Raw genomic sequence first — 12,599 nt, 5'->3', positions numbered from 1 at the left:
ATTTTATCATTAATAGCGCTTTATTTTAATTAAATTACTTGCCTATTTAACTAATTTATAAATTTTTTTAAACGGTAAACGATCAGGATAAAATTTGGGATCATTGACTTCTGCCGCATTATCCTGGTACCCTAAACCAATTGCCATACCCACAAGTTCATCTTCTGGGATTTTACAATACTTACGTACTAGCTCAGGATAAGATACCATTGAGTGCGCAGGCATAATTGATAGTCCCTCATTAAGTGCAAGCAACATAATACTTTGTGAAAAAATCCCTAAATCGTAAACTGACCAAGCTGGAGAAGTTCTTGGGATCGTAAGGAAAGCGACATCCTGAGCGTTAAACATATTGTTATTTGATTCCGAGAATAGTTCCATTTTGTTATTAAAAAAATAAGGCTGGGAAGCCCCAACAGCAGCCATATTTTGACTAGGATATGAATCCCAATTAAGTGACAACATTTTGACAAAATCTTCGTGAGGTTCAACATTATTATCAATTTGAGTTTTCACTTCTTTTTTTAGACCCGCGAGCGCGTCACCAGTTAACATATAAACCTTCCAAGGCTGTGAGTTAAGTAACGACGGAGATAACTGTGCCCTTTGAATAATTTTAGCAAGTAATTTTTCGTTAACTTTTCTACTAGTAAACTTGCGAGTTACTCGTTCATGGTTATAAACTTTATTAAATTCCATTCCGATTCAAATCCTTACATATTAAAGAGAGCATAATCAAACACTCCACTTTTTAAAACAAATTTCTCTAGAATTTCAAATATAGGTAGAAATAATCAAAAATACTCTATCTTTTCAATACTCACTTATTTACACTTATACTAAAGTTACAAATTGAAGCATTACTATCTAATAAAATCAGTCATATACACATTAATAATATTAATAAATTATACGCTATATTGCAAAGGTATTTGGCAAAGATAACAAAAAAATTCAATAAAAAAGATTATTTTATTTGCAACTTTGTGATTTATACACAAAATTATTTCAAATAATTTCACCGTTAAATCAAGATTATTAACTTATATACTGAGGCTTTTAAAATAGATATTTATAATTTGTTCAATTTTAAACAAATGTAAAATTAAAAAACAGTTTAACTATAAAACTAATTAAACCGTCCTTTTATATTTTATATTGTCTGCGGATTTCTCGTTCTTGATCCCGTTTTTTAATTGCCTCACGCTTATCATATTTTTTCTTTCCCTGGCCAACACCAATAAGAACTTTGGCAAAACCATGTTTAAGATAGACCTTCAAAGGAATAATTGCAATTCCGCGTGCAGACTGATCCTTAGCTAATCGTGCCAGTTCCTTTTTATGTAAAAGCAATCTTCTTGAGCGAAGTGGTTCATGGTTATAACGATTGCCTTGCTTATATTCGCTGATGTGGACATTCTCAAGAAAAGCAGAACCGTTAATAATTTGGACATAGCCATCGCGTAAATTAACACGCCTTGCCCTCACTGATTTTATTTCTGTGCCCGTTAAAGCAATGCCTGCTTCATATGTTTCTTTAATGAAATAATCATGATGTGCTTTTTTATTTTGAGCAATTAAATTTTCATTTTTTTCTTTTTTCAATTTTCTAACCTAATGCTTGTATCTACTTAAGTGTGGATGATTACCATTTTTTTGAAAATTGTTGCGATAGTGACCCTTATGTGCGTGATCGTTGCGAAAGTCGCGATTACCGCGTCTTTCGTTTTTAGTACCACGATTATTATGTGGCCTCTTAGGTGCATTAGGATCATAAATTTCAAAGTCAAGCTGATGCTGTTCAACGTTGGCATTGGTAAGGGTTACTTTAAGAGGCATTCCAACATGATATTGTTTATGAGTGCCGCGCCCAGTTAGAGTCATGCTTTTTTCATTGTAACTGTAAAAATCATCAGTCAAATTTGAAATGTGAATTAAGCCCTCAACGGTATTAGGTAATTGGATAAACATGCCAAAACTAGTCACCGATGAAACAACAGCATCAAAGTGTTCACCCACTTTATCAGCCATAAATTCAGTCATTTTGAGATCATTTACTTCTCTTTCGGTATCAACAGATACGCGTTCCTGAGTTGAAGTCTGATCAGCAACTTCAGGCAAATAGCTGGCAAAATGATCCTGTACTTTTTGAGTTGTGCCACTTTCACTATAGGCATGAATCATCCTGTGAACCATTAAATCTGAATAGCGCCTAATTGGTGAAGTAAAATGAGTATAAAACTTAGCCGCTAAACCAAAGTGTCCCAGTGGTTCTTCAGAATAATGTGCTTGCTTTAAACTACGGAGCATCATCATTTGGACTACTGCTTCTTCAGGCGTATCAGTTGTTTTAGCCACAACTTTTTGCAAGTCAATTGGCTTTACGTGATTAGGGTCAGCAGTAATGTGCAACCCAAAAGCACTGCAAAATTCAAAGAATCCTTTAATGCGTTCACCATCTGGAGTTTCGTGTACACGATACAGAAACGGAACGTGCTTGCGATAAAAGTCTTCCGCCACAGTTTCATTTGCCATCAACATAAATGATTCAATCATTTTTTCAGCTATTCCACGATCGTGTAACACGATATCTGTGGGTTTACCTTGATCATCAACAATAATTTTTGCTTCAGGTTCCTCAAAATCTATTGCACCACGCTGATGCCTTTGCTGGTATAACACATTATGCAGTTCGGCCATATCTTGCAACATGGGTGCCAGTTTAACGTATTTTTCCTCTAGTTCTTCATGATTATCTTGATCTAAGACCTTGTTGACATTGTTATAAGTCATACGACCATGTGATCGCATAACAGAAGGATGGATGCGGTAATTAATTCTTTCACCTTCAGGTGAAATTTCCATTTCGCAAGACAAAACAAGACGATCTTGCCCCTCATTTAAAGAACAGATGCCATTAGATAATCTAAACGGCAACATTGGAATAACACGGTCAACAAGATATGTACTATTACCCCTGGTAAAAGCTTCTTTGTCCAAAGGAGAATTTTCCGTCACATAATGCGCTACATCAGCAATATGAACCCCTAAATGATAGTTACCGTTAGGAAGTTTCCATAAAACCACGGCATCATCGAAGTCTTTAGAATCATCCCCATCAATGGTAACTGCGGGCTGGTCCCTAATGTCCTCTCGATCCGCCATTTCTGCCTCAGTCACGTGATCAGGAATAGCATTAGACTGCTCAAGAGCATCTTCAGACCATTCTGTACGAACATCATGTTCGGACACAATAGCCATAATATCGACGCCTGGTAAATTTTTATTACCAATAATATTGGTAACAACACCTGTCATCGAATCTGGATTATCTTTGTCAGGATAGTTAGCGAGCGATACTTTGACAATATCTTGTTTTTGTGGACGCAAACTGTCCTGACTAATATAAACGCGATAGTTTGCCAGTTTTTTATTTGAGCTGAGAACATAACCAATAAAATGACTGGTTTTTATTTGAGCATCAGTCATTGAATGAAATTCACCGACCAGTGTTTTCGTGCCACGTTCGAGAATTTCTTCTATTTGTCCTTCAGGCCCTTTACCATTCCATGGATTACCACCAGCAGTGATTTTGACCTTAACACGATCACCGTCTACGGCATATGCTGTGTAATCGCGAGCAATAAAAATATCATCAGCATCTTCGTCTTCGAGTTTGACGAAGCCGAAGCCCTTGCTGTTGGCCTTAAAAGTGCCTTCAACTTCGGTGTTTTCTTCAGCTAATTGATATCGGCCATTGCCATCAGTAATTATTTTCTTTTCCTGCTCTAAATAGGATAATGCTTTGACCATATCTGAAAAACTGCCAAGTCTGTCTCGGCGCATCATACGGTCAATTTGTTCAACTTGATATTGTTTTTTAGGATTGTGACGAAAAATCTCTAAAACATTGGCTAGGATATTCTCGTTTTGTGCCATGCACTTAACTCCATTTCGTTAGTAAAAAGATAAAAAAAGTCCTCCCATCACTTGATCGGGAGGAACCATTAGTTATTTTGAAGACAAATAAGCTAATACAATAGCAAAAGCGAAAAAGAGCACCAGTAAAACAGATGTTACTTTTTCCATAAATGCTTCAAAACCACGTTTCTTCGTTTGACCACTAAAAACTGCACCGCCAGAGAGTGCATTCAATGCATCTTGCTGCTTTTGCGGCTGCATCATTGTCGCAATAACGATTAAGATTGAAACAATAATTAGTAGCGTCATAAATAAATTGTACAATGCGCTGCCTCCAATATACAGATACGTTACTGGTAAATTTTAGCACAAAATAGATTTAATTTCGAGTATTATTTTTCGAGTTCAGGTGCATCGGTTTTAAATTTATTTTGCGTTGTTTTTTGGTGATTTTTATACCATAAAGAAGTTTTATTCTTTGCATACAAATTCTTTAATGCTTTTTGTTCATTATAATCATAATCTTGCGGTTTAACCTTTTTAAACCACTTTGGATGATAAAAACGTAAGAGATTACCCGCTATAACGCGATCAGATAATGAAAGTTGTGTGGTTACCTTGTTCGAAATTGCTACCAACTCAGTTTTTAGCTTTTTGTCTGGCTGAATTATTTCCTCACCAGTTTTAGTATCATAATACGTACTGCCTACTTTTGCATATAGCGGTGTTATAAAGTCGCCATTACGCTGGGCAACAATTTGTGGTGCCTTGTTACTTAACAAATCATGACCAAATTGTATAGTGCCCTTGTTCCTAATTCCAAGCAAATTTAACAATGTTGGCAACACGTCAATTTCTCCACCATAAGTTTTTTTAATGCCGCCTTTTAACCCCTTCATATGAAACATTAAGGGAACACGCTGAAATTTCAGGTTATCAAAATTAGTAAATTCATCCTGATTAAGAAGTTCTGCACTGGCCTTATGGTGGTTGCCGGAAATACCATAATGATCACCATAAAAAACGAGTAATGTATTTTTATCTAAACCAGTTTTTTTCAGCCACAGCATTAATTGCCCTACGGCCTGATCTAAATAATGAGCCGTTTGGACGTAACCATCGACCGTTTCATCACCAGTTTCGGTTTTAGCAATTGACTGGTTCTTCTTATCCAAATCATAGGGATAATGATTAGTTACAGTAATTAATTTAAGATAAAAAGGTTGCGGCAAACGTTCGATATATTTAATAGATTGAGAGAAGAAAATTTTGTCTTTTAAGCCATAACCGATGTAATACTTAGGTTTATTTTGATAATAAGAAAGAGGCATAAAGTACTCATAACCAAATTGCTTGTAGGCATTATTACGATTCCAAAAAGAACCAGCACCGCCATGCATAACAGCAGTAGTATATCCACCCTGCTGTTTTAGTATTGCCGGGGCGCTCTCAAACGTATTTGAAGTACCATAACTAGACATGGCTGAACCTGATTGTAAACCGAAAAGAGAATTTTCCAGCATCATCTCGGCATCCGAAGTTTTGCCTTGACCTACTTGGTTATAAAAATTAGCAAAACTAAGAGTATTTTTAGAATGATAAAGTTTATTTAGATTAGGAGTAACTTCTTTGCCCTGCCATTTATATCCTATTAGAAATTGCTGAAAGCTTTCAAGATGTATAACCATAACATTTTTGCCTTTGGCAACACCTGTATAGGTACTATTCGGTTTAACGTAATTAATCTTTAAGTACTTCTTAACGGATTGCAAGTCAGAAACATTAGCTTTTGCCATTTGTTCGCTTGTTTGAGCTGTTTTAAAGGCATCATATACTGCATATTCATTCATACCCAAATATTTAACAATATAGCTGTTGTCAAAAGTTCTAGTTAGCAAACCTGAGCGGTCTTTTTGAGCCATCAACAAATTAACGCCTATGAGAAGAGCAGCAATACCTTCAAGCAAAAGATTAAATCTTAACTTTAATGGACGTAAGTCATATTCAACAACTTTGGCAACCATTAAAAAAATGATAAGAGCAATGTCAATAAAGGCTAAAAAATCAGTTATTCGGGTTATTCCTACAATGCTTTTACCCAAGTTATCAGCAGTTGAGCCGGAAGTTTTAATTATAGACAAAGACAAAAAATTTGAAAACTCGCGATAATAAAGGATATTGGCAAATAACCACAAACTGAGCACAAAATCAATTGCAATCATGATCCAATAGGATTTTCTGCCCTTAAAAAAAAGACCAATTCCCAGCAAAAGCAATCCTGAAGGCAAGGGATTTAAAAATAGCAGAAAATTCTGCATTGCACCCTCGGCACCCAGATTAAACTTTGCTAGATAAATTACGTATGTCTTCAACCAGAAAGTCACTAAAACAATAGTAGAAAAGCCTAGTTTGGTTTGGGTTAGCCATTGTAGAAAAGACTTGATACGTGTCATCCTATTCTCCTCTCACTAAGCCTATATCTTACTTTTAACTGCAGTTAAACGCAGGGATTTTAATAAAAATTAATCATTTGGTGGGCTTAGCAATTTTTGCGGTTTAAAAATCCAACCAAAGATTCCTAAAATCATGCCGAAAAAATACGTGACAAAACGCCACAAGAACATCCCTACGATTAAGGTACCATTAGAAGAAATAAAGGTGGAAAATAAAGTTTGAAAGCTATATTCTGCCCCGCCTGACGCTCCAGGAATAGGTATGATTGCCATGAACATAATAATCATAATGTTCATTTGAGTTACGCTTGCCCAATCAGCAGAAACATTTAATGTGACCAGCGTCATATAGGGAATGGAATAAAAACATAACAGTTGTAAGACAGTCAGTATTACACATACTAGCAATTTCTTTTTTTCTTTTTTTAGCTTTTGGCTTTCCTCATAAAATGTTTCAATTTTGTCAAGCGTGTTTTTGCGCCATATATCAACCCGCTTTTGATTAATAAATTTCGCTAGTAAGTTCATTATCCAGTTAGCAGCATTTTTAGTCCAATTATAGGCAAACAAAATTGCCAGCAAAAAAGCAATAGAACTAACATGAATTAAAAAGCCGATTGCAATGAAAACAGCTAAACCCGCAAACTTGGTTGCAACCATATGAAAGCCAGTAATAATTGTAGTGACGTAAGCTAAAAAAACTACAATTTGATAAATAATAAACTTCATTAGTAGTAAGGATGTTGCCCGACCGCCTTCTATTCCCATTTGAACCATAGCAGCCAATTGCGAAGGCTGTCCACCAGTTGACATAGGAGTGATGGCATTGAAAAGCGCTTGAATCAAAGGAATTCTAAAAAAAGACCATTTTGAACGTTTAGGTTCCTTTTTGCGTTTGGTAAGAACTGCCAAAATGCTAGCTTCAAAAACATAAGAAAGAAGCATCAAACTAAAAACAGCAACTAATCCAATCAAATTAATATTGCGAGCTGCTTGCTCCAATTGCGCAATTGGAGTTGATCTTAAGTCAACATATAAGACTATGCCACTTATTACAAGAACTATGGCAACGCCCCACAAGTGTTTTTTATTCATTAGCGAATTTGTCCCAGCTCACGACCAATTTCATACTGTTCGTGATAAAAATCATCCCATATGTGGGCTAAATTATCTTCAGAATATTTTTCACTGGCTTCATCGGATAACTTGCTATATTTATTTAAAATTGCAGTATCGTGAGCAGCTGCTTGTAATTGCTGATTCATTTCAGTAAAATTGCTACCCTTCAGGTAGTAACCACTAATTATTGCCTGATATAAATCGAGATCGCGCAACAAAACTGGCGTACCACAGCTAAAGGCCTCTAAAACAGACATAGGAAACAGCTCATCATAAGACGGCAAAACAAAAAGATCTGCAATATTGAGGTAGTCAACTAATTTCTGTCGATCAATGATTCCCGTAAATTTAAGATTATGTGGCGGATTTTCGACCAATTTCTTAAAATGATCGTAACCATCAGTTATTTTGCCAAAAGAAAAACCTCCGGCCCAGATAAATTGCATCTCAGGGTTTGCCTCAGCCAGTTTGGCAAAGTCATCAACGCCTTTACGAGCCTGTACTTGACCATCACCAAAAACTACGAATTTATTAAGTGGAATGTCTAATTGATGCCTAAATGAATTCTTTTTTTCCTGACTTTCCGAATAAAACTCATTTTTCGACACAAAGTTCGGAATATACTTAACATTTTCACGCTTGATGCCATATTTAACTAATTTGTCGATGAAAATGGGATTAACGACTACGATCTCATCCATTCGTTTATAAAAATCAATTACGTACTTATAAAAGATATTTTTTGCCACTGATGGCAATTTAACTGATCCTTCAAGCGTTTCTGGTAAAAAGTGAACATAACCAATTTTGCGTCCACGTGCAGGTGAAAAACTATTAGCAAAATAAGTTGGGTTCACTGTATGATAATGTGTGAGATCACTTTTACCATATCTGTTATTAGTAACATAAAACTTGTCAACCAAGTGTGTTCTAAGTAATCTTATCAGCTCTGTATATGCAGATCCGACCCCCTGCCCTTTTACCGAGGCAGCTTGTGAAAACATATTAATTCTAATCATTTGTCTCCTCTTTGAGATCCTTTTGAGAATTTGAAATTGTATCTTGATAAAATTGGTAAACTGAACTAGCAAATTTTTGAGCAGAGATTTGTTCCAATTTTGCAGCCAATTTATCAGGCTGAATTCTTTTTCTCCCTTTTCTTAAATAGAATAATATTTCATTTAGCATTTCGCCAGGACCGCTAAAGACTTTGCCAAATTCTTCATCATCAAAAACATGTTCAGTATAGTCCGTATCATAAACGACACATTTAGTACCTGAGGCTAAAGCTTCAATATATGTCAGACCTTGAGTTTCCGTATCACTGGCTGAAACAAACAGGTCTGCCATTTTATAGTATGAACCAACATCATCATGAGGTATATCGCCAGTAAATATTACACTGTCCTCCAATGTTAAGCGCTCCACCTGCTCTTGCAAAACTTCCATATCTGGTCCGTCTCCAGCAATCACTAGACGTGTTTGCGGAAACTCATCAAGAATTTCCGGCATTGCATTTAGGATGCGATCTATTTTCTTTTCTTCTGCAACTCTACTCAAAGTCAATAATACCGGGACATTGTCTGGAATATCTAACTCTTTGCGAACGTCAACTGTTTCAGGCCTATTTAAACTATTTATGTCCACACCAGTTGGAATAACCCTCATAGGTATATTTACCTTATAACGCTTCAAAAGAGCCTCTACGCGCTTACTAGGTGCAATAACACCATCCATATTTTTTAAGTAAGCATTAGTAAATTGCTTAACATGATATGGCCTAAGCAAATGACCATTTAAAACATAGTGCAGGTAATCTTCATACATAGTATGATAAGTATGAATTGCCGGAATTTTCAATTGGTGGGCAACATACTTCCCTATCATACCCAAAGCAAATTCAGTTTGGGTGTGAACAATATCCAATTTAACCTCACGAGCAACCTTTGTAGCTTCAAAAAAGCCTCTAAACGCCACACGCCTATCGGTAAATGAAATAAAAGGAACGCTGCTGAAACGGAATATATTAGCCTCAACTGTCCCCTTTTTAATATGAGGATCAGTAGTAGTAAAAATAAAAACATTATGACCTTGCTTTTCAAGAGCATCTTTTAAGGTTTTAATTGATGTTGCTACACCACTTAATTGTGGGAAATATGAATCGGTAAAAATACCTATATTCATCTTGAATACCTCCATAAAAGGTATTATAAAGATTACACATAACTTGTGCAATTTTTATAGAAAAACTAACAATACAAAAGCAGCCCTCGTATGAGGGCTGCTTAGTAATAGCGGTGATCGGGGTCGAACCGATACGTCCTAAACGGACACCAGATTTTGAGTCTGGCGCGTCTGCCAATTCCGCCACACCGCCATGATGTGTTTTAATTTACAGTTCAATGAGTGAACCGATAAAGGCGGGGATCGGATTTGAACCGACGATTAAGGTTTTGCAGACCTCTGCCTTACCACTTGGCTACACCGCCATCGAATTTTATTAATAAATAGATTGGGATAGCTGGATTCGAACCAGCGCATAATAGAGTCAAAGTCTAGTGCCTTACCGCTTGGCTATATCCCAATACTAGGGCGGAATATGGGATTCGAACCCATGTATGCCGGATCCACAAACCGGTGTGTTAACCCCTTCACCAATTCCGCCATGAAGGTAAACAGGGATAGTAGGAATTGAACCCACACTAGCGGTTTTGGAGACCGATGTACTACCTTTATACGATATCCCTATTATGGAGGAGGGTGGATTCGAACCGCCGAACTCAGAGAGAGCGGTTTTACAGACCGCCGCGTTTAGCCACTTCGCTACTCCTCCAGGCTGATGGCGCGGGACGGAATCGAACCGCCGACACAAGGAGCTTCAATCCTTTGCTCTACCGACTGAGCTACCGAGCCATCCTACGGTCCATATCAGATTTGAACTGATGATCTTCTCCGTGACAGGGAGACGAGATAAACCACTGCTCCAATGGACCATATTGCGGGAGGTGGATTTGGACCACCGACCTTCGGGTTATGAGCCCGACGAGCTACCAGACTGCTCCATCCCGCGATTATTTTAAAGGAGGATGTGGGATTTGAACCCACGCACGGCAAGACCGTCTAACGGTTTTCAAAACCGTCCCCTTAAGCCACTTGGGTAATCCTCCAAATGTAAATATACCAAGAATGGTAATGACCCGTACGGGATTTGAACCCATGTTACCGCCGTGAAAGGGCGATGTCTTAACCGCTTGACCAACGGGTCATATTTATCGTTCCTACGCTATAAGGCGCTTAATTATAATACCTAACTTATTGTCAAAAGTCAACTGTTTTTTATTTAGTTAACCCAACAAATCCTGTTAAGTTGCTGAATCACAACGTTATTAATAATACAGGATTATGGTCCATCATGCAAGACTTTTGTGCAAAAAGTTGAACTTTTTTTCAAAAGATTCCCAGCTAAACATACTTTTTCCAGCAATCACAGTATTAAAACATAATATCATAGAAAAGGTTGTATCAGCTTCCTTTGAAAAGTATTAGCAGCTCAATTAAAGCTAACTTTACCAATTAAAAAGACCGTAGATATAATTCTAACGGTCTTTTTAATGTATAAGCGGAGACTGAGAGATTCGAACTCTCGCACCAGAATAACCCGATCTACACCCTTAGCAAGGGCGCCTCTTCAGCCACTTGAGTAAGTCTCCACAATGGGCCTAAATGGACTTGAACCATCGACCTCACGCTTATCAGGCGTGCGCTCTAACCAGCTGAGCTATAGGCCCCAAAAAGCGGGTAACGAGAATCGGACTCGCGACTAAAGCTTGGAAGGCTTTCGTTTTACCACTAAACCATACCCGCACTAATAATAAATGGCGCGGGACGGAATCGAACCGCCGACACAAGGAGCTTCAATCCTTTGCTCTACCGACTGAGCTACCGAGCCATCCTACGGTCCATATCAGATTTGAACTGATGATCTTCTCCGTGACAGGGAGACGAGATAAACCACTGCTCCAATGGACCATATTGCGGGAGGTGGATTTGGACCACCGACCTTCGGGTTATGAGCCCGACGAGCTACCAGACTGCTCCATCCCGCGATTTTAAAATATAAAAGTACAAACAAACTCCATACTTTATGGACCTTGTAGGACTCGAACCTACGACAGGACGGTTATGAGCCGTCTGCTCTAACCAACTGAGCTAAAGGTCCAAGCTCTGGGAAATAGCGGCGGGGGGGATCGAACCCTCGACCTCCCGGGTATGAACCGGACGCTCTAGCCAGCTGAGCTACACCGCCAACAATGTAACCATTTTACAAAGATTACAATCGGGAAGACAGGATTCGAACCTGCGACCCCCTGGTCCCAAACCAGGTGCTCTACCAAACTGAGCCACTTCCCGCTATCATGCGCCCTGAAGGATTTGAACCTTCAACCTTCTGATTCGTAGTCAGACACTCTATCCAGTTGCGCTAAGGGCGCATCACTAAATGCCGAGGACCGGAGTCGAACCGGTACGGTTGAAACCAACCGCGGGATTTTAAGTCCCGTGCGTCTGCCAATTCCGCCACCCCGGCAAGTAATGAAAGCGGAAGACGGGATTCGAACCCGCGACCCCCACCATGGCAAGGTGATGTTCTACCACTGAACTACTTCCGCATAATATGTAATGCCGATTATACGATTTGAACGTACGACCCCCTGTTTACAAGACAGATGCTCTACCAACTGAGCTAAATCGGCAAAATGTAAATATGGTATAAATTATTGGCGAATACGGGTGGTGGGACTTGAACCCACACGTCCGAAAACACTAGAACCTAAATCTAGCGCGTCTGCCAATTCCGCCACACCCGCAAAATGGGGCCATGAGTCGTGACGGGCTTGAACCGTCGACCCTCTGATTAAAAGTCAGATGCTCTACCAACTGAGCTAACGACTCGGAATGGAGGATACAGGGCTCGAACCTGTGACCTCCTGCTTGTAAGGCAGATGCTCTCCCAGCTGAGCTAATCCTCCATAAGCACGGCAGCGTCCTACCCTCGCAGGCAGTCTCCCACCAACTACTCTCGGCGTGAAGAAGCTTAACTGCTGTGTT

General features: G+C 38.6%; 8 protein-coding genes and 27 tRNA genes. All 35 read right to left on the bottom strand.

The genetic code is table 11. The annotated features are described in order from the left end of the window. Positions 1–42: 42 nt before the first annotated feature. The 35 genes from ACZ2M0_RS01210 to ACZ2M0_RS01040 all read right to left on the bottom strand — a co-directional run bounded on the left by ACZ2M0_RS01210 (position 43) and on the right by ACZ2M0_RS01040 (position 12,520). Complete coding sequence (locus tag ACZ2M0_RS01210; RefSeq protein WP_490058213.1) at positions 43–699, bottom strand: nitroreductase; 657 nt, start codon at positions 697–699, stop codon at positions 43–45. A 447-nt stretch (positions 700–1,146) separates the two neighbouring features. Then, positions 1,147–1,605, bottom strand: a complete 459-nt coding sequence (gene smpB, locus ACZ2M0_RS01205; protein WP_223902406.1) for an SsrA-binding protein SmpB — start codon at positions 1,603–1,605, stop codon at positions 1,147–1,149. Positions 1,606–1,614: 9 nt separating this feature from the next. Beyond that, positions 1,615–3,939 carry a ribonuclease R gene (rnr, locus tag ACZ2M0_RS01200; protein WP_490058212.1) on the bottom strand — a complete coding sequence of 775 codons (2,325 nt, stop codon included), beginning with the start codon at positions 3,937–3,939 and terminating at the stop codon, positions 1,615–1,617. 72 nt (positions 3,940–4,011) lie between these two features. Further along, positions 4,012–4,245: a preprotein translocase subunit SecG gene (secG, locus tag ACZ2M0_RS01195; protein ID WP_034977075.1), complete on the bottom strand. Its 234-nt coding sequence runs from the start codon at positions 4,243–4,245 to the stop codon at positions 4,012–4,014. A gap of 68 nt (positions 4,246–4,313) precedes the next feature. Beyond that, complete coding sequence (locus ACZ2M0_RS01190) at positions 4,314–6,374, bottom strand: LTA synthase family protein (protein ID WP_490058211.1); 2,061 nt, start codon at positions 6,372–6,374, stop codon at positions 4,314–4,316. Between the two features lie 69 nt (positions 6,375–6,443). Then, the gene (locus ACZ2M0_RS01185) at positions 6,444–7,469 is read right to left on the bottom strand and encodes a lysylphosphatidylglycerol synthase transmembrane domain-containing protein (RefSeq protein ID WP_490058210.1); all 1,026 of its coding nucleotides are present in this window, start codon (positions 7,467–7,469) and stop codon (positions 6,444–6,446) included. After that, positions 7,469–8,512 (bottom strand): glycosyltransferase family 4 protein, encoded by a 1,044-nt coding sequence (locus ACZ2M0_RS01180; RefSeq protein ID WP_490058209.1) that lies wholly within the window; start codon positions 8,510–8,512, stop codon positions 7,469–7,471. The genes ACZ2M0_RS01185 and ACZ2M0_RS01180 overlap by 1 nt, the downstream gene beginning before the upstream one ends. Further along, positions 8,505–9,677 (bottom strand): glycosyltransferase family 4 protein, encoded by a 1,173-nt coding sequence (locus ACZ2M0_RS01175; RefSeq protein ID WP_223902401.1) that lies wholly within the window; start codon positions 9,675–9,677, stop codon positions 8,505–8,507. The genes ACZ2M0_RS01180 and ACZ2M0_RS01175 overlap by 8 nt, the downstream gene beginning before the upstream one ends. Positions 9,678–9,785: 108 nt before the next feature. Beyond that, a tRNA-Leu gene (locus ACZ2M0_RS01170) sits at positions 9,786–9,870 on the bottom strand. 41 nt (positions 9,871–9,911) lie between these two features. Beyond that, a tRNA-Cys gene (locus tag ACZ2M0_RS01165) sits at positions 9,912–9,982 on the bottom strand. Between the two features lie 23 nt (positions 9,983–10,005). Next, a tRNA-Gln gene (locus ACZ2M0_RS01160) sits at positions 10,006–10,077 on the bottom strand. A gap of 7 nt (positions 10,078–10,084) precedes the next feature. Further along, positions 10,085–10,157, bottom strand: a tRNA-His gene (locus tag ACZ2M0_RS01155). A gap of 12 nt (positions 10,158–10,169) precedes the next feature. After that, positions 10,170–10,240: transfer RNA gene (locus tag ACZ2M0_RS01150), tRNA-Trp, on the bottom strand. Positions 10,241–10,244: 4 nt separating this feature from the next. Beyond that, positions 10,245–10,326, bottom strand: a tRNA-Tyr gene (locus tag ACZ2M0_RS01145). Positions 10,327–10,333: 7 nt separating this feature from the next. Next, a tRNA-Phe gene (locus ACZ2M0_RS01140) sits at positions 10,334–10,406 on the bottom strand. Positions 10,407–10,412: 6 nt separating this feature from the next. After that, a tRNA-Asp gene (locus tag ACZ2M0_RS01135) sits at positions 10,413–10,486 on the bottom strand. Positions 10,487–10,489: 3 nt separating this feature from the next. Further along, a tRNA-Met gene (locus ACZ2M0_RS01130) sits at positions 10,490–10,563 on the bottom strand. 10 nt (positions 10,564–10,573) lie between these two features. Then, positions 10,574–10,660 (bottom strand) — tRNA-Ser (locus tag ACZ2M0_RS01125). A 26-nt stretch (positions 10,661–10,686) separates the two neighbouring features. Continuing rightward, positions 10,687–10,758, bottom strand: a tRNA-Glu gene (locus ACZ2M0_RS01120). A 355-nt stretch (positions 10,759–11,113) separates the two neighbouring features. Then, positions 11,114–11,203, bottom strand: a tRNA-Ser gene (locus tag ACZ2M0_RS01115). A gap of 4 nt (positions 11,204–11,207) precedes the next feature. Then, a tRNA-Ile gene (locus ACZ2M0_RS01110) sits at positions 11,208–11,281 on the bottom strand. A gap of 5 nt (positions 11,282–11,286) precedes the next feature. After that, positions 11,287–11,357: transfer RNA gene (locus ACZ2M0_RS01105), tRNA-Gly, on the bottom strand. 12 nt (positions 11,358–11,369) lie between these two features. After that, positions 11,370–11,442: transfer RNA gene (locus ACZ2M0_RS01100), tRNA-Phe, on the bottom strand. A 6-nt stretch (positions 11,443–11,448) separates the two neighbouring features. Next, positions 11,449–11,522: transfer RNA gene (locus ACZ2M0_RS01095), tRNA-Asp, on the bottom strand. 3 nt (positions 11,523–11,525) lie between these two features. Further along, positions 11,526–11,599 (bottom strand) — tRNA-Met (locus ACZ2M0_RS01090). A gap of 39 nt (positions 11,600–11,638) precedes the next feature. Continuing rightward, positions 11,639–11,712: transfer RNA gene (locus ACZ2M0_RS01085), tRNA-Ile, on the bottom strand. A 13-nt stretch (positions 11,713–11,725) separates the two neighbouring features. Further along, positions 11,726–11,799: transfer RNA gene (locus ACZ2M0_RS01080), tRNA-Met, on the bottom strand. 30 nt (positions 11,800–11,829) lie between these two features. Continuing rightward, a tRNA-Pro gene (locus tag ACZ2M0_RS01075) sits at positions 11,830–11,903 on the bottom strand. Between the two features lie 6 nt (positions 11,904–11,909). Then, positions 11,910–11,983, bottom strand: a tRNA-Arg gene (locus ACZ2M0_RS01070). A gap of 9 nt (positions 11,984–11,992) precedes the next feature. Beyond that, positions 11,993–12,078: transfer RNA gene (locus ACZ2M0_RS01065), tRNA-Leu, on the bottom strand. Between the two features lie 10 nt (positions 12,079–12,088). Beyond that, positions 12,089–12,160, bottom strand: a tRNA-Gly gene (locus ACZ2M0_RS01060). A gap of 11 nt (positions 12,161–12,171) precedes the next feature. Beyond that, a tRNA-Thr gene (locus tag ACZ2M0_RS01055) sits at positions 12,172–12,244 on the bottom strand. 32 nt (positions 12,245–12,276) lie between these two features. Beyond that, a tRNA-Leu gene (locus tag ACZ2M0_RS01050) sits at positions 12,277–12,358 on the bottom strand. 12 nt (positions 12,359–12,370) lie between these two features. Further along, positions 12,371–12,443: transfer RNA gene (locus tag ACZ2M0_RS01045), tRNA-Lys, on the bottom strand. A 4-nt stretch (positions 12,444–12,447) separates the two neighbouring features. Continuing rightward, positions 12,448–12,520 (bottom strand) — tRNA-Val (locus ACZ2M0_RS01040). Positions 12,521–12,599 lie beyond the last annotated feature (79 nt).

It is taken from the genome of Lactobacillus sp. VURO6/B1 (VP7), assembly GCF_058139575.1.
The sequence above is the reverse complement of the archived record's forward strand: the minus strand, read 5'-3'. Positions and strand labels throughout refer to the sequence as shown.

Coding starts and splice junctions, on each gene's coding strand:
- ACZ2M0_RS01210 (WP_490058213.1), bottom strand. CDS start 699: ATGGAATTTAATAAAGTTTATAACCATGAACGAGTAACTCGCAAGTTT.
- rnr (WP_490058212.1), bottom strand. CDS start 3,939: ATGGCACAAAACGAGAATATCCTAGCCAATGTTTTAGAGATTTTTCGT.
- ACZ2M0_RS01190 (WP_490058211.1), bottom strand. CDS start 6,374: ATGACACGTATCAAGTCTTTTCTACAATGGCTAACCCAAACCAAACTA.
- ACZ2M0_RS01185 (WP_490058210.1), bottom strand. CDS start 7,469: ATGAATAAAAAACACTTGTGGGGCGTTGCCATAGTTCTTGTAATAAGT.
- ACZ2M0_RS01180 (WP_490058209.1), bottom strand. CDS start 8,512: ATGATTAGAATTAATATGTTTTCACAAGCTGCCTCGGTAAAAGGGCAG.
- ACZ2M0_RS01175 (WP_223902401.1), bottom strand. CDS start 9,677: ATGAATATAGGTATTTTTACCGATTCATATTTCCCACAATTAAGTGGT.